Raw genomic sequence first — 23,689 nt, 5'->3', positions numbered from 1 at the left:
CTAGCGTATCACCGGCAGCTTCACCGCCACCCGCATGTTCTCGGTGGACACGCGACCCGCGATGTTTCGCGCCATCGCCATGAAGGCCTGGGCCTCGGCGCTCTCCGGGGCGCTCAGCACCACCGGAACACCCGCGTCACCCGCCTCGCGGATCTTCAGCTCCAGGGGAATCTCTCCCAGGAACGGGATGCTGAACATCTGCGCCGCCTTGTGGCCGCCGCCCCGGTTGAAGATGGGCGTGGCCTTCGAGCAGTGCGGGCACACGAACTGGCTCATGTTCTCCACGATGCCCAGCACCGGGATGTGCACCTTGTCGAACATCTGCTTGGCGCGCACCACGTCCGCCAGCGCCACGTCCTGCGGCGTCGTCACCAGCACCGCGCCCGATGCCTTCACCGACTGCGACAGCGACAGCGCCACGTCACCCGTGCCCGGCGGCAGGTCCAGCACCAGGTAGTCCAGCTCGCCCCAGCGCACGTCCCGCACCAGCTGCATCAGCGCCCCGTGCAGCATGGGGCCGCGCCAGATGAGCGCCTGATCCGCCTCCACCAGGAAGCCGATCGACATCACCTTCAGCCCGTGCTTCTCCAGCGGCAGCAGCGACTTGCCATCCGGGCTCACCGGCTTCTCCGTGATGCCCGTCATCAGCGGCACCGAGGGGCCGTAGAAGTCCGCGTCCAGCAGGCCCACCTTCGCGCCCTCGCGCGCCAGCGCCGCCGCCAGGTTCACCGCCACCGTGCTCTTGCCCACGCCGCCCTTGCCGGCGCCCACCAGGATCACGTTCTTCACCTGCGGGAGGATCGCCTGGCCCTGCGCCATGCCCTGCGGCGCCGAGCGCACCTGCGCGCCCCACTCGATGTCGAACGTCTTCAGCCCCGGCACCTGCTTGAGCGCTGCCTCGGCGTCCGCCTGGATCTTCCCCTTCATCGGACAGGCCGGCGTGGTCAGCTCGATCTTGAGCTTCGCCTTGTCGCCGTCCACGCGGACGTCCTTCACCATCCCGGCCTTCACGAGGTCGATGTGCAGCTCGGGATCCATCACCTTCGACATCGCCGCGAGGATGTCGCGCTCGGAAACGCTCATCTGGAGTACCTGAATCCTTTTGGAATCCGGGGGGTTGGGGGGTCCCCCCACGGAAGGGCGCGGAGATAGCCAGCGGCCCCCCTGGTGTCAACCTCCTCTAATCCAGCGCCTCCCCGGCCGCACCTCTTCTCATTCGATGGCGGCCACCCGGTACTCGCCTGCTTCCCGGACCAGCCGCACCGCCCGGCCCTTGCCAATCGGGAACTCCGCCCCCGAGGCCGTCACCCGTACGCCCCCCTTCAGCGCGAGCTGCGCCCGGCGCACCCGCTCGGCTGACTGGGGCTCGCGCTTGAAGTCCTCGCGCAGACGCTCGGGGGTGTAGCGGGCACGCAGGGGATCGCTCAGCAGCGACCAGGCCGTGGCCCAGTTGCTCGCTCCCACCGCGTCCAGGAAGCGCTTCAATACTGCCCGGGGTGCATCCTCTGGCTTCTCCTCGACCACCCGCCAGCCGTCCTTCACCTGGAGCAGCGTGAGGGCCGGGGCTCGCGCCTGCAGCTCCGGAAGCGCCGCGCGCACCTCCTTCACCCGGGCCTGGCGGACCGAGGCGTCCGCGTAGTGCTCCAGGAACCCGGGTTGGGCCTCCGGTGGAGCGTTCGTCAGCGCGTAGGCGTCCGCCAGCCGGTTCTCCTCCAGCGCCTGGGCGTAGGACTTCGCCACGTTCGAGGGGCTCGGGGTGTGAGCGCAGCCCGTGGCCACCAGGGAGGCGGCCAGGGACAGCGTGGACAGGGCTCCCAGGACCCTGCGCAGCGGCCCTCCCTGCGCTCCCTTCTTCAACGCCGCCCCCGAGACGGCACCCGGCGGCCGGCATGCACCGCAATACACGTCACCATCGTAGACATAGGCCTCCGAGACCTTGAGCCCCACCCCGCAGCGCGAACACTCCATGGCCGCCGCGGGCGCGGGCCGTGTCTTCGGCTGGGATATCACTGTCACGCCACCCAACGCCTCGAAAGCGCCTGCGTCCAGCCAGACCCCTTCGCACGAGGGGCACACGTCGACGGGGCTGGCACTCGTTACCACCCGCCGCAGTCGCTCCGAGCACGCCGGACAGCGCACGGGCTCGCTCCGGCACGTGGGGCACATCGCCTCCGCGCGCCCCACCGGGTGCCCCGACTTCCGGCACCGGGAGAAGGTCTGGCCCTTCATGGCCAGGAAGCTTCGCGCCGAGGGCCGATCCGGAAAACGCTCCAGCTCGCCCCGGTCGAACCACAACCCGTGACAGCGCGGACACGTGTCGACTTCCACATGGGAGACGCGCAAGGGCCGCAGCAGCTCGTTCTCGCAGAGGGGACAGGGGCGCGCCATGCGAGGCGGGAGGTTACTCGAAACGCTCCCCCGCCTTGAACCCCAACAGGCTCCAGGCCGTTGGGCAGAAGGCATAAGTCCCCGCGGACGCGCCCCCCAACAGCAGCTTCAGCAGCGAGAAGCCCCGGTCCGGGCCCCCATACATCTGGAGGTCGAAGCGCTGCTCCGCCGGCACCTTCGCCAGCCCCATCGCGTGACGACACGCCTCCTCGAAGCCTCCCAGCTTGTCCACCAGCCCCACCCCCAGCGCCCGCGTGCCGCTGTACACCCGTCCCTCTCCCAGCGCGTGGATCTCCTCCGTCGTCCGGCCCCGTGCCTTCGCCACATGCTCGAGGAACGCCTGGTACGTCTCCTCCATCTCGGCCTCCATCAAGGCCCGCTCGCGCTCGGTGAAGCCCCTCGAGCTCGAGTAGATGCCCGCGACCTCCCCCCGGGTGATGAGCGTGCGGTGCACCCCCAACTTCTCCATCAGCTCCGAGGTCTCGAACTTCCCCCCGAACACGCCGATGGAGCCCACCACCGCGTGCGGCGTGGCCCAGATCTCCTTGGCGCCCAGCGCGGCCATGTAGCCGCCGCTCGCCGCCACCTGGTCCACGAAGGCGATGACCGGCTTTTTCTTCGCCACTCGTTGCACCGCCTCCAGCATGAGCTCCGAGGCCACCGCCGAGCCTCCCGGGCTCGCCACGTACAGCACCACCGCCTTCACGCTCCGGTTCCTCGCCGCCGAGCGCAGCGCCTTCACCACCGTCTCCGAGCCCGCCATCCGCCCCGCCGCGCCCTTACCCGGGACGATCATCCCCGAGACCGGCACCACCCCCAGCCGAGGCCTTGGACGCAGCGGGCGCCAGCGCACCGGCGGCCACGGCAGGCGCGCCAGGTACATCGGCATCGGCTCCAGGCCCTCCTCCTCGTCCTCCTTCGCTCCGATCCGCGCGGGCAGATCCGCCTCGTCACACATTCCATCGATGAGGCCCCCCGCCATCGCGCGCTTCGCGCTGTAGGGGCCCGAGTCGATCCACGCCCGCACCTCCTCCGGCGTGCGCCGTCGCCCCCTGGCTACGCTGTCCACCAGATCCACGTACCGCTCGTCCAGGAACGACTCCACCGTCTGCCGCTCGATGTCCGACACGCGCGCGTGCGTGAAGAGCTCCGGGGCCGTCTTGTATGCCCCCCTCCGGAAGAAGTGCGCCTTGATGCCGAGCCGGCCGAGGCCCTCGCCCAGCGTGGTGGCCTCCGCGGCGAAGCCCACCAGCTCCAACCTCCCCGCCGGGGACAGCAGCACCTCGTCCGCCGCGCACATCACCTGGTACCCCAGGTTGTCCACGCTCACGGCCCACGCCACGACCCGCTTGCCCGCCGCCCGGAAGCCCTCGAGCAGCTTTACCAGCACCTCCCGCTTCGCCGGCGGCACCTCCAGGTCCTCCATTACCAGGAGGATGCCCTTCACCTTCTCGTCCTTCGCCAGCACCTCCAGGGCCTTGCGGAAGCCCTCCAGCGAGGTCACCGTGGCCGGCTCCGGGCGGCTCTGCCCTCCCAACCCCAGGGGCAGGCGGGAGCGACGGGGCCGCTCCCGGTAGGGGGGATTCCCCGCCAGCCGGAAGCGCACATATGCCGGCCGGCTCCTCGCTCCTAGCAGACGGAACGGGAGACCCAGCAGGACTCTCAACAGCACCAGCAGGTTGATCAGGGGAATGACGAGGAGGCGCACGGGTCTGGCGCCTAATGGAGCGCCGGGGACGACGCAAGCCCTGTTCTACGCACTTGTAAGGTCGTGGTAGGCTCAACTCCCATGCGCCCCCCCTCCCTCACGCGTCTGCTGGTCGTCCTCGTGCTCGTCACTGGCGGCGCCGCCCTCGCCCAGCGGCGGCAGCTGCAGAACTTCGAGACCCAAGAGATGACCCAAGAGGAGCGTGACGCCCTCCGCTCCCGCCCGAAGTACAACATCAACTCCTACGGCAAGGACATCCAGATCAAGGAAGAGCCCATTCCCTGGAAGGCCATTGGTCTGGGGGTCATCGCGATGCTCGTGGCCGCGCCCTTCGCCTATCGTGCCTACAGGGGCACCACCAAGGAGATGGCCGAGGCCAACGTGTTCGGCGTCTCCAGCGCCCGTGCCGGCGAGGCCGAGGACGAGCAGCAGTAGTCGCCCCCCCTCGCTCATTCTGGAGGCTGGAGTTTTCCCGCCTCCTCCAGCACGAGTGACACGAGCCGCTCTAGCGCCTCCGAGTGGGGCGCGTCGCGGCGCAACAGCAGCCGGTACGTCACCGAGCCCAGCTCGGGCACGGGTCGCAACACGGCTCCCCACGTGGGCCGGCAGATGCCATTCACCACCGCGACGCCCAAGCCGGCCGCCGCGAACGCGAGCATGATCGGCCAGCCATCCGCCTCCACGGGAGGGGCCACGGACACGCCGAGGCTCGCCACCGCACGTCCGACGATGTCTCGCTGACGCTGCCCTTCGGGCGCGAGGATCAGCCGCTCCCCCGCGAGATCCGCGAGCTTCACCGTGCGCTTCCTGGCCAGCGGGTGGTGAGGCGCAAAGGCAGCGCAGAGGGGCGCACTCAGGAGCTCCCTCGCCACGAGCCCTCGCGGGACGATGTCGAAGACACCGACGGCGAGGTGCGCCTCGCCCGATTGGAGGGCCTCGCACGCCGACGGCCCGCCCCGGGTGAGCACTCGCAGGAGGGCACGCTCGCTGGCGACGAAGCGGGACAGCGCGGGGCCCAGCAGGTAGAGGTAAGCCCCCTCCCCCGCGGCGATCGTCACCGACTCCGCCGTCTGGCCCTGAAGCTCGCCCGTCAGCCTGCCCGCACGCGTGAGCATGTCCCGCGCGAAGGCGGCGAGCCGCACCCCAGTGGGCGTCAGCTTCAGCGTGCGCCCTTCCTTCTCGTACAGCGGTGCACCGACGTGATCCGCGAGCCGCTTCACCCGCTCGAACAGCGCCGGTTGCGAGAGCCCCACCTGCTTCGCCGCGCGGGAGAAGTTCCGCACCTCGGAGAAGGCGGCGAAGGCCCGCAGAAGCTCCCCATCGAGTATCGGCTGCGGCGATAGCTCATCCATTCTTTCGAGTTCCCTCCGATAGGTGTGATTCGTACCGTGTTCGTGACCGGGAGGGAAATCCAGGCCCCGGCCAGGAGAGAGAAAGCCATGCCAGGCACACGGACGAGCCAGCAGTGGTGGGAAGAGACCCGGAAGGAGCCGGCCAGACTCCTGGCCTGGCTGCTCGATCAGTACCGGGGAGAGGCCACCGCGGCGGGACGAATCGAAGCGCTCCGCGACGCGCATGCTCAGGGTGATGCGAAGGCCCGGCGGATCCTGACCGTCATCGCCGCACAGGAGCGCCAGCACGCCCAATGGGTGGGAGGGCTGCTGCGAGCCCGAGGCCTCGAACCAGTCGTCCAGGACAAGGCCGAGCGCTACTGGGAGCAGCCGCTGGCCGCCATCCAGGACCTTGAGAGCGGCTGCGCCGTGGGCGCCCATGCGGAGCGCATGCGCCTGGCGCGCATCGAGGTGATCGCCTCGGACCCGGAGGCCCCCGAGGACGTGCGCGCGGTGTTCCGCCGCATCCTCCCCCAGGAGCGTTTCCACGAGCGGGCCTTCCGCACCCTGGCCGGAGCCACGGCCCTCGAGGCGACGCGTGGAGCCCATGAACTGGGGCGCACCGCGCTGGGACTGTCGCCCTAAACGCGGCGCCGGAGACGTCCCTTGTCGGGTGTCCGACGAGGCCGGGCCCGAGTGTGCGCTGGCGAGCACGCTCTGGCCCTCGAAGGTGGGTGTCCTCCCTGGCGAGTGCTGCCGATCGTGCCGAGCCTTGGTTGGCCGCTCTCTGGAGGCTCCATGGGCACCCGGTCCGCTCTTCTCGCCGCATCCACTCCCGACGTTGAGGTCCTGGCGCCGAGTACGCCTGGGACCTCGGGGAGATGGACACCGCCCCCCCTGCTCGCCGGTCTCGTGAGCGCGGGCCTCGGGGCAATCCGGAACCTGTGGTGGATCGTGAAGTGCTTCGCGCGCGGGCTCGCCGGGCTCCTCACGGGGAAGCCGTCTACGGGCGGCCGTGAGCTGGTCCGGAGCGTGTTGAAGATCGTCCAGCTTCCCTTGGACCTCCTGCTGAGCCTGGGCGGCCGGATGCTGAGCGGAGTCCAGACGCTCCTTGGCCTGGAGCCCGTGGGCGTCCGACTCGATCCGAAGCAGCTCGCCGAGCTGCGCAAGGTGTTCGGCGACAGCATCGACTACGAGCGCGTGCGCCTCAAGGTTGGACGACTCGGGCTGCTCGGACTGCCCGGCCGCCCCTTCGCGCTCGGCCATACCCTCTACGTGCCTCGGGACATCCCTCGGAAGGGCTCCGGTGCACTCCAGCTCCCCATGCACCTGCTCATCCAGGAGATGGGCCACGTCTGGCAGTACCAGACGGGGGGAACCGATTACGTCTGCGAGACGCTCTGGAGCAGTTGGTTCGGGGAGGGCTCGGATTGGCGCACGGCGTTGGACACGGGCCGGGGCTGGGGCCAGCTGGACCCCGAGCAGCAGGTCCGGCTCCTCAAGGTGGCCTACGCCCGCTCCGGCTACTTCGAGGCGCCTGGCCAGCGGTTCATCGACGAGGACACGGGCGTGGATTACACGGGGCAGCTCGAACAGGCTGTCGCACAGCTCCGGGCGGGAAAGGGAGCACCCTGAGAGCGGGGGGCGGCTCCCGACGCCCGCGGTCAGCGGCTCGCCTCCCCGGCCGGTGACCCGGGGTCCCACGAGGTTGTTGCTTCGGATGCGTCCCCGGTGGTGCTACGTCTGGCCACCCACCGGGCACGTACCTCCAGAGCGAGCAGCCTTCATGAATACGGCAGTCCCCATGCGCGTGGAGGAGCCTCCGCGCTCAGCCTTCCTTGGCCTCGATGTGCACAGTGCCCGGCCGGTGACGACGCAACTGTGGCTGTGCATCGTGGTGGGTGCCGTGCTGCTGGCCGGGTGCGCCACACAACAGCCCATGAGGCCGCCTCCGCAAGGCTACTACGCCCAGTCCACGGACTCGGCGACGAGCGGATGCCTGAACAACCCCGCCTGCTACACCGCGGCGCCGGGCGAGGAGGCCATCATCCCGTGGCTCTCACGCGCATTGGAAGTGGCCAGAGCCCTCGCCACCCTCAAGGAGGTCCTCGAAGAAGCCGACCTGCGCCTCATCGAGCAGATTCTCGTCGAGTGCGCCAAGGAGGCGGACTTCCAGATCAACGAGCGGGAGTATGGAGAGGGCAAGTACCCGGACGACGCCGAGTGCGACAGGGTGGTCGGCTACGACGAGAAGGGGAACAAAGTGACGCGGGCTATAGAACTCGGGACGATGAAGCACGAGGCCGCCTTCGCCTGTGTCCGGCTGCGACTCGTCACCCGGTTCCCGGAAAACATCTCGATAGAACCCCGCTATGCACCCGGCTCGGCGCAAGGGCGCGCCGTCCTGACCGACCAATGGAAGGGCTCTCTCAAGCCAGACATCGTCCTGCACATGGCGCGCACTCCGACCAAGGTTCAATGCATCCTCGACTTCAAATTTCCCTGTACGCTCGCGAGCAAGAGCAACCCACTCGGCCCCAAAGATTCCGACGTTCGTAAGCAACTGGAGAATTATGACGAACTGGGTGGCAACTGCCCCTCGGCTATCGTGACGCCCCAACTTGGAATCAGTCATGAATGAGCATTACCCCCGGATTCGCCATCACGGCCCCACCCGGCGGGGGGAACGGCTGCTCATCCGCGAGACCATTCGCATCACCTTCTACATGCCCCATGACCATGTGGAGCTGGCAACAGGGGTGAGCCGAGCCCTCGATAGCTACATACAAGCTGTAGGTGAAGGGCCCGAAACCGTCTGCGGCTGGGCTCCGGGTGGCGGCGAATACTCCGCTCTGAATGCAGACCAGTGGGCTCGTATTCGCCACCTGCTGCGTCCAGAGCGGCTCGTCCGCTTCGCCGATGACCATGAAGAGGGCTTCCTCGACCGAATGGTGAAGGACGGCTTCGAGACGTACCTCAGCATCGATGGCGATCCTTCGCATCCCACTGGCTACGGTTTCACGTATTGCGCCCGCCTTCCGTGGCGTTCTCCTCCGGAAGGCAGCGTGAGCGTGTTGAGCGCCACCCTTCCCACGGAGTACCTTGAGCAGCACGGCCCGGGACGGGTGCGCGAGCTGGCCCTGGAGATGGCCTCTCCCCTGCGCTTCTCCACCGGCCATGCCGGCCTCGCTTTCGAGTTTCTGGGCTCTCGCACCCGCCTCCTGCCCGAAATCCGCGCCGAGCTCTTCCGCTACCCGGGGCTGGACGTGTCCCGCTGGGGACTCCTGTGCCGCCAGGGCATGCGCGTGGACGGCGTGCACTGGCTCAACTTCCTGGGCCAGCCTGTGCTCGGAGAGTTGGAGGGCGCGGCGGGCCTGCGCGCCCGGCTCCACTCGCCTGGAACCACCGTGCAGGAGATAGAAGGCGAGCGTGCGCTGGTGACGCTCGGGCTGTGGCCGGAAGCTGGAGACCTGGCGCAGGGCCGCGACCTCCCCGCCTACCGCGAGCTCGCGCGCGTGCTGGAGCCCTGTTCGGACGCGTTTTCCCCTGGCTATGTCAACGCCTGGAGAGGCTATACGGAGGAGGAAGTCCGGCGGTGGTGGCGCCGCTTCCTCGATTGAGACACGCGGAGGGACTCCGTTGGACGCTCCGGTAGGCCCTCGGCCTCGCTTCCGGTTACTGTCTCCGTCATGTCCGGCCCTCGACCGAAAATGTGCGCCACATGCGGCCGCAGTATCGCCGCGAGCGAGGTGTACTACCGCTTCTCCCTCGTCCTGCAGGGTGAGCAGGACGTGCTCGGCCCGGCCCCGGGATCCAGTTCAGGAGACGAGCTCGCTTCCCTCCTGAAGCAACTCGAGGCGAGTTCGGAGTCCGCCCAGGAGATGGAGGAGCAGGTGCACTGGGAGCGCAGCGGCGTCGTGTGCTCGGCGTGCCGCTCGGTGGTGGTGCGCACGCTCTCTGCGCCCCCCGAGGTGGCCGGGCCGCATTGAGGCACCTGCACGGCCCCGGCCAAAAGCTCCCCTCAGGACTGCGCCCCAGTCCCCTCCGTCGACACGTCGAGCCTGTCGAAGGCATGGCCCAGGCCCACCACGCCGATGGCCACCTCGGCCACGAGCACCAGCGCCGCGGCGGGTCCCGCGAAGGGCAGCGCCCACACCCCGAGGTCCAGGAGCAGATCCAGTCCCAGACCCACCACGACCGCTACCAACGCCGCGGGCACCATCCCCACCAGCAGCACCACCAGCGTGCCCACCAGGGTCAGCAACCGTTGCCCGAGCGCCTCGAGCCCACGCGCCCGCTCGCCTTCGGGCGGCAGCCACGCCGGAAACAGCACCACCGCCGCGTTCTGCACGAAGAGCGCCCCGAGGGACACCGCCGGCAGCACCCAGACCGCCGCCAGTCCTCCGGCCAACCACAGCTCCGTGAGCGCGCCCCCCTGCCACACCGCGAGCGCCATCGCCAACAGGATGAGCCCCACCTGAGCCACCCCGAGCAGCAGCGCGGGCGCGGCAAGCTCCGCCGCCACCACCTGCCTTCCCGAGAGCGGCAACGCCCGGAGCTGCTCCAGCCGGGGCAGGTCCATCCGCAGATCGAACCTCAAGGCGGACGGCCCGAAGAAGCACAGCACCACCGCGAGCCCTCCGCACAGCGGGGCCATGAACAGGCGCACGTTGGCGAGTGCCTGGGACATGCCCCCGCCCGAAGCCACCGCCGCCACCAGTCCACCCACCAGCCCCGCGGCGAGCAGCCGCCCTGCCCCACCCAGCCGCCGCCCGGCGACGAGGTTCTTCCAGATGATCGCCACCTCCGGCCTGCCCGTGGGGGCGAGCCGGAAGAACGCGGCACTCGCATTCAGGCGCGTGGGGCGACCGCCCTCCCGCGAGAGCTGCTGTCGGAGCCGGGCCCGCTCCTCGGCCCGAACCACCGCTGCCTCCTCGAAGGGCACCGAGGCCCTCATCACCCAGACGTAGTGCATGGCGAGCAGACCAAGCCCGAGGGGCAGCGCCTTCACGAAGGCCCCTACGTCCTGCGCGAGCGGCAGGGCCACCAGCAACCGCCCCGGCCACAGCGCCGGCGAGTCCATCAAGGAGACCAGCCAGTCCTGGAGCTGCCGGGGATGACCCAACCGCAGGGGAAAGGGGTGCTCGCGCAGTGCGGAGATCCCCGCGCCGACCAGCAGGGCGCTCACAGCGGCAAGAGCGGCCCAGCGCAGCGCCGTCCCCACCCCACCACGCTGGGCGAGCCGCGTCCGCACGAAGGAGGCCCCCATCACGTGCAGGTGCACCGTGGCGAGCGTCACGGTGGCGCCGAGGAAGAAGAGGACGGGCTGCGGGGACACCATACGGCTCACGAAGATCGTGGAGAAAAGGGCCCCCGTGGCCGCGCCCACCAGGCCGCGCACGAGCTTGTAATGCAGCAACCCCCGCCGGGACACGGGCGCGGGGAAGAGCTGCTGCACCTCCGTCTCATTGAAGGACAGCGAGGGCCTGTCTGGCCCCAGTGTCCAAGCGGAGAGCACCGTGCCCAACATCGCGGCCACGAGCATGAACTGGCTGAAGAGCTGTACCGAGGGAGGGACCGTGCCCTCCTGGGCCTGGAGTCCCACCCACCGCCGCAGGAACACGGAGTACACGTACAACCCGCCCACCACCGCGCCCACGAGGTACTTCGGTTGACGCAAACGCTGGATCTGGCGGATCAGCCGGTTGCGAGCCGAAGCCAGCCAGAGGAACGTCACCGCACGAGGGAAGCTCATGCCGCGCTCGTGATCCGGATGAAGAGCTCCTCCAGCGACGCGGCCGAGCCGTCCGGGCCACTGAGTTGCTCGCGGATCTCCGCCAGCGTCCCGAGCGCCACCGCGCGCCCTCCGGCGATGACGAGGATGCGGTGGCACAGCTCCTCCACCAGCGGCAGCAGGTGCGAGGAGAGCACCAGCGCCGTCCCCGCCTCCGCGCGCTGGCGCAGCGACGCCTTCATGCGGCGGATGGCCAGCGGATCCAACCCCGTGAGCGGCTCGTCGAGGATGATGAGCCGGGGCGAATGCAGGAAGCCACAGGCGATGGACAGCTTCTGCTTCATCCCGCGCGACAGCTCCCCGGGCAGGGCCTTCTCCTTGCCGGCCAGCTCCATCTCCTCCAGCAGCGCCCGGGCCCGCTCCTCCCAGTCCGCCACCCCGTACAACCGGGCCACGAAGTTCAGGTGCTCCCAGACGGTGAGGTACTCGAAGAGGCGCGGCTCGTCCGGGAGGAAGGCCAGCGAGTGCTTGGCCTCCACCGGGAAGGCCGCCAGGTCATACCCGGCCACCCTCAGGCGCCCGCTCGAGGGCGGCAGGATGCCCGCCAGGCAGCGCAGCGTGGTCGTCTTCCCCGCCCCGTTGGGCCCCACGAGCCCGAGCACTTCGCCGGGAGCGACCTGGAAGGTCAACTTCTGCACGGCCTTCACGTCGCCGTAGGTCTTCTCCAGCCCCCTCACGTCCAGCACCGGCGCCATCATCCCGGCTTCGCTCATGTGCGACAAAATACGCGGCCCTCCGGATGGATTCCAATCAATGGGGCCAACGCACTCGCTCGGGGCCGGAGCGAGCCCTTGCCGAAAGCGCTACGGTACGCCCCTCTGGAGGGTGTGATGCGGTTCCTCGATGACCAGAAGCCTCCCTACGATCTCACCTACAACGACTGCTTCATGGTGCCGGGCCGCTCGGAGGTGGGCTCGCGGCTGGACGTGGACCTGAAGCCGGCCGATCACCTGGGCACCACCATCCCCATCGTCGTGTCCAACATGACGGCCGTCTCGGGCAAGCGCATGGCCGAGACGGCGGCGCGCCGCGGGGCCATCGCCGTGCTGCCCCAGGACATCCCCCTCGACATCGTCGAGAGCAACATCGCCTATGTGAAGTCGCGCCACCCCGTCTACGAGACGCCCATCACCCTGCGGCCCGGGGACACCATCCAGGAGGCGCTCAACCTCATCCACAAGCGCGCCCACGGGGCCGTCATCGTCGTCAACGACCAGGAGGAGCCCGTCGGCATCTTCACCGAGAACGACGCCACCGGCTTCGACCGCTTCACCCAGCTCCACCGGGTGATGTCCACCGAGCTGCTCACCATCGACGAGGGCACGCCGCTCGAGCCCATCTTCGACCGCCTGTCCAGCAGGCGGCTCTCCTGCGCGCCAGTGGTGCGCGGCCGCCGGCTCGTCGGCGTGGTGACGCGCAAGGGAGCGCTGCGCTCGACGCTCTACAAGCCAGCGCTGGATGCGAAGGGCCAGCTGCTGATCGGCACGGCCATCGGCATCAACGGCGACGTGAAGGGCAAGGCCGAGGCCCTGCTGCGCGCGGGGACGGATCTGCTCGTCATCGACGTGGCGCACGGCCACCAGCGCCGGATGCTCGAGGCGGTGGAGATCGTCCGCGCCCTCAACCCCACCGTGCCCATCATGGCGGGCAACGTCGTCACCCGCGAGGGGACGCGCGATCTCATCTCGGCCGGCGCGGACCTGGTGAAGGTCGGCGTGGGGCCCGGGGCCATGTGCACCACTCGCATGATGACCGGGGTGGGCCGGCCCCAGTTCTCCGCGGTGCTGGACTGCGCGGAAGCGGCCCGCAAGCTGGGCAAGCAGATCTGCGCCGACGGAGGCGTCCGGCACCCCCGCGACGTGGCGCTCGCGCTCGCGGCGGGCGCGGCCAACGTGATGATCGGCTCCTGGTTCGCGGGGACCTACGAGAGCCCGGCGGACGTCCTGCGCGCCAGCGATGGCCGGTTCTACAAGGAGAACTTCGGCATGGCGTCGCAGCGCGCCGTCAAAGCCCGCTCCCGCGGCGAGTCGCTCTTCGAGCGCGCCCGCAAGGAGCTCTTCGAGGAAGGCATCAGCACCTCGCGCATGTACCTGGACCCCGATCACCCCGGCGTCGAGGACATCATCGATCACATCATCGCGGGCGTGCGCAGCTCCTGCACCTACGCGGGCGCGCGGACGCTCGAGGAGCTCCATCAGCGGGCCGTGGTGGGCGTGCAGAGCCAGGCGGGCTACGAGGAGGGACGTCCGGTACGCACGAGTTGGTGAGCCCCACTCTTCCGGTGGCCGCACGTCCTGACATAAGGTCCTGGCGCTGGAGCCCGGGGATTGATGGGGGGAGCGCCCGGTGCCCAAAAAACCGGCTAAATCGTCGGCTCCCCAGCGGATCTGCACCGCCGAGTCGTTTGATCCATTGCCGAATCGCGTCTGAATAGATAAGGGCAGTTCAGATCCATCGCAGATCCATCCCTTTTCACAGGAGAACCAGAATGGCCGCGAAGACGAAGACCGCTGCGAAGAAGGCTGCATCCTCCGACAGGGGCCCGACCAAGTCGGAGCTGCTGGTATCGATCGCCGAGCAGACCGGGCTGAGCAAGAAGCAGGTCTCCTCGGTGTTCGAGGCGCTCAGCGGGCAGATCCAGAAGAGCGTGGGCAGCCGCGGTCCCGGCAAGTTCGTGGTGCCGGGCCTGATGAAGATGAAGGTGGTGAAGAAGCCGGCCACCAAGGCTCGCAAGGGCATCAACCCGTTCACGGGCCAGGAGACGGTGTTCAAGGCCAAGCCGGCGCGCAAGGTCGTGAAGATCCAGGCGCTCAAGGCCCTGAAGGACATGCTCTAAGCCGCTGAATCGCTGAACAGCTGAAGCCGGGGGTCGAGGCCTTGAGGGTCTCGGCCCCCGAGTCATTTCCGGGGGACGGCCGAGCAACCGGAGCCCTGCGTCATGACATCTTCGTCATGGCGGCCATGTCAGACCGCAGCCGCGCGAGGGGGGCCTCGCCATTCGCGGCTCCGAGGGAAGAGGCCTCGGCCTGGGGGTTGCACAAAGGCCCGGGCATGAACCTCCACCCACTGTCTCGCCCGATGACGTGTCTGCTGACCCTGCTGCTCCTCACGCCCGGCGTGGGCTTCGCCGCGAACCTACGGGGCTCGCTCGTCCCACCCGCCATGGAGGGCCTCCGTGGAGAGGAGACCCCTCATGCACTGCGGCTGCTGCAGTCGCCCGAGGAGTCCGAATTCGAGTCCGAGGTGGAGCAGCCCTGGCGGCCCCATGCTGCGTTTCGCATCGCGGCAGAGCTGGGCGCCGGCGCGCTGACCGGCGTGGGCCTGACCCTCGTGGGGGTGCGCCTCGGCAGCTCGTTGTGCCCGCAGGAGGCTCCGGAGGATCCCCCGGATAGCTGCACGCTCTACCCGTTCCTGGGGGGCTGGCTGGGCAGCGGACTCGGCTTCGCGCTGGGCACCTGGTGGGGCGGAAGTCTGCTGGGGGGCCGAGGCCACATTCTACACACGCTCGGAGGCATGGCCCTGGGCATGGCGGCGGGTGCCGGCGCCTTCGTCCTCGCCCGGGGAAACATCAATCCCCTCTCGGGCGCCGCGATGCTGCTGCCCTACGCCCTGAGCGTCGTGGCCTTCGAGATGTCCTCGTCGGCACACCTCCAGCCCATGTTGAGCTTCACCCCGAGGGGAGGGGCGGTGCTGGGTCTCGCCGGCAGCTTCTGAGCGACGAGACCCGGGCAGTCCCCTCCCCTACCGACGGCTCAGCGGCCGGACAGGACGACCTGGCAGGTGTTGCCGCCCGAGGACCCGGGCTTGCACACGAGACCGTCGCAGCACGGGCTTCCGTCGCTGCAGCTCTGGCCTGTTCCAACGCAGGGAGCACGGCAGGAGCAACTGCCTCCCGTGCAGTCCGCGCCGCTCGCATCCAGGCAGCGGAGCCCATCGCAGCAGGGCGCCGCGGCCGAGCACCCCGACGCCTCCGGCTGGCACTGGGGAATGGGCTGGCACACGCAAGCACCGGACACGTCGCAGGGCTGCGGCGGGTCGGCGTCGAGCTTCACGCACTGCAACCCATTGCAACACGTGCCGCCGCCCGAGCCACACGCCTCGCTCGCGGTGGAGCAGCCATTCTCCACTGCGTACCCCGTCCACTGCGGCAGGTGGTTGGAGGCGGTGAGCTCCTGGAAGGGCAGCGCGAAGGCCGAGAAGGAGGGATCCTCCCCCGCGAGCAGCTTGTCCGGGTCCACCGCCGCCACCCAGAGGCGCGAGCTCTTGGGGTTCTCACCCATGGACGACGGCGGCGAGCGCAGGCCATACATGCGGGTCGAGGCGAACGCCACCCACATCACCCGCGCATGGCCCGCTACACCCTGCGCCACGACGGAGTTCCATCGCGGGTAGCTGTTGGTCAGGTTCACCGTGGTTCCATCCATGGGGCCAGGGGCGTTGACGCGCGCCAGCTCCACCGGTGCCGCGCTGGCGTTCAGCAACGCGGCCCAGATCCTGGCGGAGGGATCCGTCTCCGAGTTGCAGTCCGTGTGCGACTCGACCGAGGAGGGGCACGTGGACTCGTTGTAGACGAGGAAGGACGAGTCGGGTGCGATGGCCGGGGCGTAACGGTTCTTCCCGCTCAGCGACGGTACCAACGTCACCGGGGCGCTCCAGGAGCCACCCGGCTGCGCCGTCACCACGTTGATGGAGCCCTTGAAGCTGCGCTGGTTCGTCCCGGCGACCCCCATGGACATGTAGGCGATCTGCTGACCATCCCCGCTCCAGTCGGGGTGGTTGGCGGGATGGGTCTGGGTGCCGGTATTGGGGATTTCACCCAACAGGGCAGCGGTGTCACCGTCGAAGAGCTTCAGGTTGTAGCTGGTGGCGCCCTGGTCGGCGTAGACGCCGACGAACCGGGAGCCATCCGGGTTCCACGATTGGAAGCTGCTCAGCTTCGTGCCGCCCTGCGCGAGGGGAACCTTGGTGGTGGGCGTGAAGGTGGACAGATCCACCAGGGCGAGCCGGCCATCGTGCTGCCCGTTGGCCTCGACGACCATCTTCTTGCCGTTGCGGCTCACCGCGTGGCAGCCCACACAGGGCACGGAGGTGCTGCTGACGTTGCTGGCCCTGAACAGGGTGGCGACGCTGCCTGGGGACGCGCTGCCGAAGTCGTAGCGCATGAGGCCAGTGCCGTTCGCGGTCGTGAAGTAGGTCAGCGCGCCCCTCAGCATGGAGCGCGAGATGTGGAGGGAGATGGGCTCGGACACGCCCACCGTGCCGCTGCCCGAGTCCTCCGTGCCACGCAGGACGAGCTGCACGGGCTGGCCTCCACGGTTGCTCTCAGCCACGAACCTCCAGACCTGCTCCGAGGGCGTGTAGATGCAGCCGCGGCTCACTCCGGAGGGCAGCGTGAAGCCGCTCGGCACGTAGCAGCGCAGATAGACGCGCACGTCGGTGATGGCGTTGCTGAAGGTCAGCTCGAACAGGGTGTTGGAGGTGGGGCCGGGCAGGAAGTGGATCTCCAGCTGCGTCATGTTGGGAGGGAGCAATGTGCCGCTGCTGGGATAGACGATCTGCGGCTTGAGAGAGGCGTCCTCCGCGCCGCCGAACCGCGTCTCCGGCTGCGAAGGCATGGAGGTGGAGCTGGCGTCCACGATCCGATGCGCGAGCTTCACCGTGAGGGAGGTGGAGACGGACAGGGAGCCGATCCGGGCGCGCACGGTGCTGGTGCCACCCACCGTGGTGCTCGAGGTGAAGGTGGCCACGTTGAAGAAGCCCAGCCGCGTGTCGTCGATGCTGAAGACGGCCTGGCCCGTCATGTCCTCCGAGTGCCCATCAGAATACGTCCCCGTGACGGTGAACGCCTGGACGGCCCCCGTGCTGCCCTGGACGACGAGCTGGACGTTGCCAGGATTGAGCGTGAGCGAGCGCAGGGTGGTGCAGGCCGGACAATCCGAGTCCTCGCAGTCGGTCTTCGTGTCGCCATCGTTGTCCTGGCGATCGCTGCAATCGGTCTCGGTCCCGATGCCCCCCTCGCAGCGACAGCCCGTGCCGCAGGCCTGGCCGTCACAATCCGAATCCTCGCAGTCGGTCTTCGTGTCGCCATCGTCATCGCGGTGGTCGCCGCAGTTCAGCTCCGAGTTCGGCAGACAGGCACCATTGACGCACGACTCCGACGCGCTGCAGACAACGTCGCACCTGCCGCAGTGGGCCGGGTCCTTCTGCAGGTCAAAGTCCTCGTCCACCTGACCATCGCAGTCGTCATCCGCGCCATTGCAGCTCTCCACGGTGCTGCTGGTGATGTCGCTGCACACCGCCCCGCCCGAGGCGCTGCAGACGAACTGACCCTCGGCGCACTGATCCGAGTCGTTGCCATCGCAGGCCTCGCCTGTGTGGAAGCCCTCATCCACCTCGCCGTCACAGTCATCGTCGCTCAGGTTGCAGAGCTCCACCGAGTCTCCGGTGGTGTCGTCGCAGACCGTGCCTCCGTTGGGGCCGCAGACCACCTTCCCCTCCGTGCACCGGTCGCTGTCTGGACCGTCACAGGCCGTCCCGAGCTCAAAGCCCTCGTCCACCTCGCCGTCGCAGTCGTCATCGACGCCATTGCACAGCTCGGCGGCGGAGGGCACACAACCGCCTCCATCCGAGGTCCCCCCGTCGGGGCCACCTGTCTGACCTGCGTCATCTCCCGTAGTGGGAATCCCTGAGTCTGGAGTGCCTGGCCCCGGGGGATCGCAGGCCGTGAGACCCGGCACCGCAACTGCCACCATCAGGACGAAGGAGAGAGAACGGAGCGCCGCGGAGATGCTCATAAATATTCTCGTGAGACCTGTGCCTTTCGGAACAATCGGTGACGACGGGCGCGCGTCTTGTCACAAGTCCACCATTGAAGCCCAAATTTTGTGGAGTTCGGTGCGTCTGCCCTCGTCCTCGTGACGATGTGCCACAGGTCGTGCCATGTGATGCACCCCTGCTCGCACGTGATGCCCGCTCGGCTCAGTGCCCGCTCCAGGCGGTGCTGCGGTGAGCAGCTGGCCGTCCTCCTGGCAGAACACGTAAGGCCGCGCAGGTGGCGGTGTCCCTTGAGCGCGTCCAATGCCGAGCCCGACAAGGTCCACCGTTCTTTCCCGTCCACACTTTGGCAGCCCCGTCTCACCCTGCCAGATGGTGCGCCGAACCTTGAGCTTGCCGCGCTGAAAGTCCAGATCGCCCCACTGGAGCCCGATCAACTCCCCATGCCGCAGCCCCATCTTGAACGCCAACAGGATCAACGTTCGCCACTCCGGCTCAGCGGCGTTGCTCAGGCGCTCGACCTCCTCGAAGGTGAGGAAGTCGAAGGCCGGCTTGCTACTCCACGACTTGCGCCGCGCCCGTGCTGAACCGCGCTGTGCTCACCGCCCCTGGTTCCAGTGACGCCGCGCCGCTTCATGGTGTGCCCCGCCGCGCCCGAGACCCGTGCCGCTGGCGCTCTCCCGCGCCAAGCTGCCTTGCTCGTGTACTCTCCGAGCCTCCTCACCATCACAGCTCCACCAGGACTCTCCAGGTTCTGGATTAGTTGGAGGACGTAGCCATGCGTTTCCGAGCGTGCATCGCACTTCTGCTCTATGTCTCCGCCTGCGCTACGTCAGCGCCCAGCCCAAGAGAGCCAGCGGCCCGAGACCCGAGGCTCGCCAACCTCCAGCGAGCGGCGACGCTGCCCTGGACGGACGGGGGGCGGTGCGCCGTACAGGAGGCTTCAGAGCCCTGGCCCGTGCTGGCGGAGCGGTGCTTTCATGCCCTCGACCATGACCGGATCGAGTTTCACGACCCCACAGGACGATGCGCGGTTGCCTCTGCGGGTGCCGCTGCCATGGGGCTCGGGGTCTGCGTCCTGGCGGCCCCGGAGCTCGTCGTGGGAGCGGTGATTGTGGCAGGCGTTGTAGTGGTGGGCTTCGCCATCAAAGAGACCCTGGATGCGTATGAGCTGTTAGGGGACGAGCCCGAGGTCGTAATGCCCGCGCCTGAAACGCGGCCCGTGTCTGAAGCAAAGCCCGCTCCGCAGGAACCCTCGCCGAAACAGAAGCCCAAGCCTGAGCCAAAAGGGCCGGATTTCCCTCCTCCGGAGCCACCCGAGACCTCGGAGCGAGATCGCCGCCCGGAGTGCATGCCCGTTCCGGTGCCGCACCGAGGCGGAAATAACGATCACAACAAGTGCGCCGACAGAATTCCGTACAACAGCTTCTCCGGTTGGGATGTTCGCGTCAATGGGAAGGATTTTGACGCGCTGCAACTCGCCGTGCGCACGCTGTGGGAAGTCAAGACTGACGATTTCGATATACACTCGCCTCGCTCACAAGCGTTCTTCGCCAAAGTGAAGTTGCCGGAAATACGACGCGAAGCCAGACTCGCCAAGGAGTGTGGCTATAACTTCGTTGTTGGCGTCAAAAGCGCCGCACACAAAGAAGCACTTGAGAAATTGGATAAAACCCTCACCATTGCCGTGATGGAGTGGTGTTGATATGGAGTTTGCTCTAAATGGCATTACCGTCAGCGTGTACGCCCCCGCGCTCGTAGGCGATGATGGGCGCCCGCTTGCCATAGTTCATGGAATGGAGCGTGCGTTTCCTGGATTGCGCTTGCGGTGGACAACCTCGGAGAAGGACGACCTCATCGCAGTACCCCACCGCGATGCGTGGGTCGCGTCCGACAGGACAGACGGAGGGTTTCCGTTCCTTTGCAACGATGACGACGCCCACCCTGTGACAATTTTTGGGCTCGAAAACCCGAACGGTCTTTCCGCAGAAGGCCCGCCGCATTTTGAAGTGCATGCGTCGCTGCCAGCGCATGCAGCCGGCCTTGCGGCGGCAGCGGATGTGCTGGCGGCCGTAGGGGAAGGCGCACGTGCGTACTGGGGGCACGCCACGCCCTTCAACGCGACCGTGGAGATTTCGCGGCAGACGACCGATCCAGTGCGTAAGCCAGGAGTTCCGCCACGAGGGCTGCCAGCGCTCAGGTTCCCAGACTACATCCTCGCGCCCGAGATTCCGCATAACCTCGGCTGGCTGAACTACTGGTCGGATGCTGCCGCACGGGCCATCGGCTTCCCGGACCCGGCCCGCGATGCGGAGCTGCTTTCGCGCTCACGGCGTACCGCGACGGGCGGGTGGGTCGTGCAGCTCACGGAGGCGCCGCTCGACCTGGACAACCCCGCGCACCTGGACGTGCTTAAACGGGCCTACGAGCGCTTCCCGGAGATCGGAGGGCGCTCCACTCTTTGAGCCGCTTTATTCACCACGCACTCTATGGGCAAAGGCGCTCTCCCAGGGTAGCTCGTGGCTCGCTCATGCGGCAGCACGGCGCACGTCATCAACGAATCCGAATGGGCTTCGCGGTGCTTGAACGGCCCGAGGGCGTGGTGCTCGCCATGGAGCCCACGCCCTGAGCACCTCGCCCGGCTAGTAGTCGACGACCTCGATGGACAACGAGAGGTCGCACTTGGGCCAGGAGTCCTTGGCGCGCGCCAGCTCGAAGGTGATGCGCAGGCCATCGTCGTTGGTGGCCGTCACCATGCGCTGCTGCTCATCGCGGAAATCGCGGCCCACCTGGCCGTCCTGCCAGTTCCAGTTCTTCAGGCAGCTCATGAACGCGGCCGACATCGCGTGGAAGCTGTCCTTGCCCTTGGCGCACTCGGTGGTTTGCACGCACATGACGTAGTCGCCCAGCTCCTCCGCCCGGTACACCGCGCAGTTGGAGAACTCCTGCACGCCCTTGGTGGACTCCCACACAGACACGCCCTCCATCGCCCCGCGCTTGGGCGCGCCCCGCAGCTGCACGAAGTTCTTCGCCGCCGCCTTGACGATGGCCTTCACGTCCTTGCACATGGTCACAGTGTCCGGCCCGGTCGAGACCGTCTCCTTGGTGACCGCGTAGCCCACCTTCGGGCTGCCGTAGCCGCCCGTCGGCGGCAGTTGCTTCCACGGCGGCGAACTCGACGAGCGCGACTGCGCCCAGAGGCTGCCCGTCCAGCCCAGGATGACGGTGCACAGCACTCCAGCGACGCGCGACTGGTGATGATTGAACCGCATGTCCCCTCCATTTTCGGTGGGGAATGCCATGACCTTCGCAACCGGCCCCCCCCCCGACCGCCCCCTCTCCGGTGCGGCACTCGCATCAATACTTTACAGGCATACGCAAAAGCAACCTGCTCTTCACGCTGTACCACGACGGCAACCACTCCATCTGGGAGCGTATCTACAAGGACCCGCAGGTCTGGAACTGGCTGCTCGCGCAGCACCGGCCGTAGCTCCACGGGAAGTGGCACACCACGCAGACGGCGAGTCCCTTCTCAGGTCAGACCGAGGGGGCAGCGGTTCTAAAATCCTCTGCCCTCTCCTTCGGAGCGACCGAGCCGGCGCGCACAGGCACCGGCCAGCGCAGGACGACTCAGTGCAGACATTCCCCGCATGAGCCGGACAACTTGGTATTGGCGACGAAGGAATCGTAGTCCGCCTTCGAGGAGACAACCGCTGAGCCGAAGTCGGCGTAGACCGCCCAGGTGGAGGGGGTGGCCACGGCGTCCTTGAATGTTCCGCGATAGTAGCCCACCCCATTGTTGTTCTTGAGGAAGCTCCACCCGTAATTGCTATTCCATGGACGGCAGCTCGCATGGGTGGCCATGTAGCCCTCCGTGGGCGCACCTCCACGCCCCTTCCACAGGTAGCACGCATTCGAGGGCGGTTGCGCGGCGGGCGGCGTCTGCGCTCCAGCGCCAGTCATCAGCAGACAGCTCCCCAGCGAAAAGACAGTCAAGAATTTGCGCATTTTTGTAGCTCATCTCCGGTAGGGGGCCCCCTGTCCGGTGGGCCTGAGTCAACACGGCACTCGTGTGCACCTGAAGTGCCGCGGGGATGCGTGTGCACGCAGCATGCCGCCCGAAATGGGCCGTCGTCCCAGCGAGGGCTCGCGGACGAAACAGCGGCGGTCAGGGGGGTGGCGTGTCATTGACGCGCCAAGCGAGGCGGTGACGCGTCAACTGCACGACCCCCCAGAGCACTCCCCGCTGGCCCCTCCGGACACGCACCGCATCCATCGAAAACCCTAGCCCCCCGCCAGGTCGCCAGCCGGGCGAGAGGTGTATCGGCCCGGAAAATCCAAACAACCGCGACGCGCCGTAGCGACCTTCAAGAGGCTCGGGGAAACAACCCATGCATAGGAGAATCCCATGGCGGCAAGGATGCTCGCGCACGATCAGGATGCGCTCGTCGAGGGCCCTACGATCAACGTCAATTCCGAGCTCGGCAGGCGCGCGGTGGTCCAGACCGCCGCCGTCCCCTGGTCGCCCTCCCCGTGGATCCCCGGGATCAACCGGAAGTTCCTGGACCGCTACGGCAACGGGCAGTTCGTCCCGAGCACGTCGGTCGTGTCCTTCGCGAGCGGCGTGCGGGACCCATACCACGCGCACCCGCATGGCGAAGAGTTCTACGTGCTGAGTGGCGTCTTCACCGATCACACGGGCGACTACCTGCCGGGCTTCTACGTCCGGCATCCGATGCGTTGGTGTCATGCGCCCTACGTGGACCCCCAGAACGACGATGCGGTGCTCTGGGTCAAGGTGTCGCAGGTGGCCGAGGAGGGCGAGCCCATCATCGTCGAGGACACTTGTGATCTCGACCTCTCGGAGTGGGAGGACGCCCCGAGCACGAGCGGGAGGATCCGCCGGCGTCCGCTCCATACCAGCCAGCGGACGGGCGAGCGCGTCTGGATCGAACTCTGGGAGCCGGGGACCGAGAACCTCGTGACCCAACCCGCCGGAGGCGAGGAGGTCTTCGTCATCTCGGGCTCGCTCCTCGAGAACGGAGTCGCACACCCGGCGCTCACCTGGATCCGCAACCCGCCGGACGGCGAGGGCAAGTGCTGGGCCCGCTCGGCCCCCGAGGGGTGCAAGCTCCTCATGAAGTCCGGGCACCTGCCAATGGTTTCCAAGCTCTACGAGCAGGCGAAGGACGGCTCCCTCTTCAGTTCGAGCGTGCTCCAGTACCGCGAGGGGGAGCGCATCCACGGCAGCGCGCACGGCGTGGATGTGCGGCGCCGGAAGCGGGAGCTGGAAACGCCGCCCAGATAAGGAGGGACGGCCTCGTGGCGAACATCCCGGATTCGCCACGGCGACCCGCGCGCTGGAGTGGTTGAAACAGCATCCGGCCTCGGTCGTCTTGACCGAGCTCGACTTCCCGCGAGGCCTCTCGGGGCTGGAGCTCATCCAGTCCTTGCGCCGCACGGTCCACGAGCCCGTCCACATCATCGCCACCAGCACGCGGGACCGCCGCGTCGCAGGGGCGGAGCGCCTGGCCCGGCTCGACGTGCTCTTCATCCCGAAGCCGCTCAACCTGACATTCGTCGCCGGGATGATCGCCGGGTTGGTGCGTCAGGCCGTGTAGAGCGCCCTTGGAGCCATCTAATCGTCGAACAGGCTCCACTCGCCCCTGGTGACTCCGCTCATCAGTGGTGACT

22 protein-coding genes and 1 pseudogene are annotated in these 23,689 nt (G+C 68.0%); 13 read left to right on the top strand and 10 right to left on the bottom strand.

Translation table 11 applies throughout. The features are described from left to right. From OV287_RS27340 to sppA, 3 genes are all read right to left on the bottom strand, one after another. Positions 1–1,083 (bottom strand): Mrp/NBP35 family ATP-binding protein, encoded by a 1,083-nt coding sequence (locus OV287_RS27340; protein ID WP_267536985.1) that lies wholly within the window; start codon positions 1,081–1,083, stop codon positions 1–3. Positions 1,084–1,212: 129 nt separating this feature from the next. Further along, complete coding sequence (locus OV287_RS27335; RefSeq protein ID WP_267536984.1) at positions 1,213–2,388, bottom strand: zf-TFIIB domain-containing protein; 1,176 nt, start codon at positions 2,386–2,388, stop codon at positions 1,213–1,215. Between the two features lie 13 nt (positions 2,389–2,401). Beyond that, positions 2,402–4,096, bottom strand: coding sequence for a signal peptide peptidase SppA (sppA, locus tag OV287_RS27330; protein ID WP_267536983.1), 1,695 nt, complete (start codon positions 4,094–4,096; stop codon positions 2,402–2,404). Positions 4,097–4,177: 81 nt separating this feature from the next. Here sppA and OV287_RS27325 point away from each other — a divergent pair, with 81 nt between their 5' ends. Further along, positions 4,178–4,531, top strand: coding sequence for a hypothetical protein (locus OV287_RS27325; RefSeq protein WP_267536982.1), 354 nt, complete (start codon positions 4,178–4,180; stop codon positions 4,529–4,531). 14 nt (positions 4,532–4,545) lie between these two features. Here the strand turns inward: OV287_RS27325 and OV287_RS27320 are convergent, their stop codons facing one another. Next, positions 4,546–5,448: a LysR family transcriptional regulator gene (locus OV287_RS27320; protein ID WP_267536981.1), complete on the bottom strand. Its 903-nt coding sequence runs from the start codon at positions 5,446–5,448 to the stop codon at positions 4,546–4,548. A gap of 87 nt (positions 5,449–5,535) precedes the next feature. Here OV287_RS27320 and OV287_RS27315 point away from each other — a divergent pair, with 87 nt between their 5' ends. From OV287_RS27315 to OV287_RS27295, 5 genes are all read left to right on the top strand, one after another. Next, a complete protein-coding gene (locus tag OV287_RS27315) occupies positions 5,536–6,072 on the top strand; it encodes a ferritin-like domain-containing protein (RefSeq protein WP_267536980.1) in 537 nt (178 codons plus the stop codon). Positions 6,073–6,225: 153 nt separating this feature from the next. Next, the gene (locus OV287_RS27310; protein WP_267536979.1) at positions 6,226–7,062 is read left to right on the top strand and encodes a hypothetical protein; all 837 of its coding nucleotides are present in this window, start codon (positions 6,226–6,228) and stop codon (positions 7,060–7,062) included. Positions 7,063–7,213: 151 nt separating this feature from the next. Continuing rightward, positions 7,214–8,068 carry a hypothetical protein gene (locus OV287_RS27305; RefSeq protein ID WP_267536978.1) on the top strand — a complete coding sequence of 285 codons (855 nt, stop codon included), beginning with the start codon at positions 7,214–7,216 and terminating at the stop codon, positions 8,066–8,068. Beyond that, positions 8,061–9,047 carry a type VI immunity family protein gene (locus tag OV287_RS27300; protein ID WP_267536977.1) on the top strand — a complete coding sequence of 329 codons (987 nt, stop codon included), beginning with the start codon at positions 8,061–8,063 and terminating at the stop codon, positions 9,045–9,047. Before OV287_RS27305 ends, OV287_RS27300 begins: the two co-directional genes overlap by 8 nt. A gap of 90 nt (positions 9,048–9,137) precedes the next feature. Next, positions 9,138–9,416, top strand: coding sequence for a hypothetical protein (locus OV287_RS27295; RefSeq protein ID WP_267536976.1), 279 nt, complete (start codon positions 9,138–9,140; stop codon positions 9,414–9,416). A 32-nt stretch (positions 9,417–9,448) separates the two neighbouring features. Here the strand turns inward: OV287_RS27295 and OV287_RS27290 are convergent, their stop codons facing one another. After that, positions 9,449–11,182, bottom strand: a complete 1,734-nt coding sequence (locus OV287_RS27290; RefSeq protein WP_267536975.1) for a putative ABC exporter domain-containing protein — start codon at positions 11,180–11,182, stop codon at positions 9,449–9,451. Next, positions 11,179–11,916, bottom strand: coding sequence for an ABC transporter ATP-binding protein (locus tag OV287_RS27285; protein ID WP_267542426.1), 738 nt, complete (start codon positions 11,914–11,916; stop codon positions 11,179–11,181). Before OV287_RS27285 ends, OV287_RS27290 begins: the two co-directional genes overlap by 4 nt. A gap of 135 nt (positions 11,917–12,051) precedes the next feature. Between OV287_RS27285 and OV287_RS27280 the strand changes: the two genes are divergently transcribed. The 3 genes from OV287_RS27280 to OV287_RS27270 all read left to right on the top strand — a co-directional run bounded on the left by OV287_RS27280 (position 12,052) and on the right by OV287_RS27270 (position 14,935). Next, positions 12,052–13,488, top strand: a complete 1,437-nt coding sequence (locus OV287_RS27280; protein WP_267536974.1) for a GuaB1 family IMP dehydrogenase-related protein — start codon at positions 12,052–12,054, stop codon at positions 13,486–13,488. 221 nt (positions 13,489–13,709) lie between these two features. After that, on the top strand, positions 13,710–14,057 hold the full coding sequence (locus OV287_RS27275; protein ID WP_267536973.1) for an HU family DNA-binding protein: 348 nt from the start codon (positions 13,710–13,712) through the stop codon (positions 14,055–14,057). A gap of 215 nt (positions 14,058–14,272) precedes the next feature. Further along, positions 14,273–14,935: a hypothetical protein gene (locus tag OV287_RS27270; RefSeq protein WP_267536972.1), complete on the top strand. Its 663-nt coding sequence runs from the start codon at positions 14,273–14,275 to the stop codon at positions 14,933–14,935. A 38-nt stretch (positions 14,936–14,973) separates the two neighbouring features. Here the strand turns inward: OV287_RS27270 and OV287_RS27265 are convergent, their stop codons facing one another. Both OV287_RS27265 and OV287_RS27260 read right to left on the bottom strand, forming a co-directional pair. Beyond that, the gene (locus OV287_RS27265; RefSeq protein ID WP_267536971.1) at positions 14,974–17,832 is read right to left on the bottom strand and encodes a MopE-related protein; all 2,859 of its coding nucleotides are present in this window, start codon (positions 17,830–17,832) and stop codon (positions 14,974–14,976) included. Positions 17,833–18,143: 311 nt separating this feature from the next. Further along, positions 18,144–18,549 (bottom strand): annotated as a pseudogene (locus OV287_RS27260) (tyrosine-type recombinase/integrase); the annotation flags it as partial. A gap of 224 nt (positions 18,550–18,773) precedes the next feature. Here OV287_RS27260 and OV287_RS27255 point away from each other — a divergent pair. Further along, a complete protein-coding gene (locus OV287_RS27255; RefSeq protein ID WP_267536970.1) occupies positions 18,774–19,700 on the top strand; it encodes a DUF6310 domain-containing protein in 927 nt (308 codons plus the stop codon). Position 19,701: 1 nt separating this feature from the next. Further along, on the top strand, positions 19,702–20,460 hold the full coding sequence (locus OV287_RS27250; protein ID WP_267536969.1) for a DUF5953 family protein: 759 nt from the start codon (positions 19,702–19,704) through the stop codon (positions 20,458–20,460). 177 nt (positions 20,461–20,637) lie between these two features. Here OV287_RS27250 and OV287_RS27245 read toward each other — a convergent pair whose 3' ends face one another. Then, positions 20,638–21,267, bottom strand: coding sequence for a hypothetical protein (locus OV287_RS27245; protein ID WP_267536968.1), 630 nt, complete (start codon positions 21,265–21,267; stop codon positions 20,638–20,640). Between the two features lie 358 nt (positions 21,268–21,625). After that, positions 21,626–22,003 carry a hypothetical protein gene (locus OV287_RS27240; RefSeq protein ID WP_267536967.1) on the bottom strand — a complete coding sequence of 126 codons (378 nt, stop codon included), beginning with the start codon at positions 22,001–22,003 and terminating at the stop codon, positions 21,626–21,628. A gap of 400 nt (positions 22,004–22,403) precedes the next feature. Here OV287_RS27240 and OV287_RS27235 point away from each other — a divergent pair, with 400 nt between their 5' ends. Together OV287_RS27235 and OV287_RS27230 are read left to right on the top strand one after the other, a co-directional pair. Next, complete coding sequence (locus tag OV287_RS27235) at positions 22,404–23,303, top strand: cupin domain-containing protein (protein WP_267536966.1); 900 nt, start codon at positions 22,404–22,406, stop codon at positions 23,301–23,303. Positions 23,304–23,364: 61 nt separating this feature from the next. After that, positions 23,365–23,616 carry a hypothetical protein gene (locus OV287_RS27230; RefSeq protein WP_267536965.1) on the top strand — a complete coding sequence of 84 codons (252 nt, stop codon included), beginning with the start codon at positions 23,365–23,367 and terminating at the stop codon, positions 23,614–23,616. Positions 23,617–23,689: the final 73 nt, after the last annotated feature.

Source organism: Archangium lansingense (assembly GCF_026626635.1).
Lineage (GTDB): Bacteria > Myxococcota > Myxococcia > Myxococcales > Myxococcaceae > Archangium > Archangium lansingense.
Note: the sequence above shows the minus strand (reverse complement) of the source record. Positions and strands in the feature narration are given on the sequence as shown.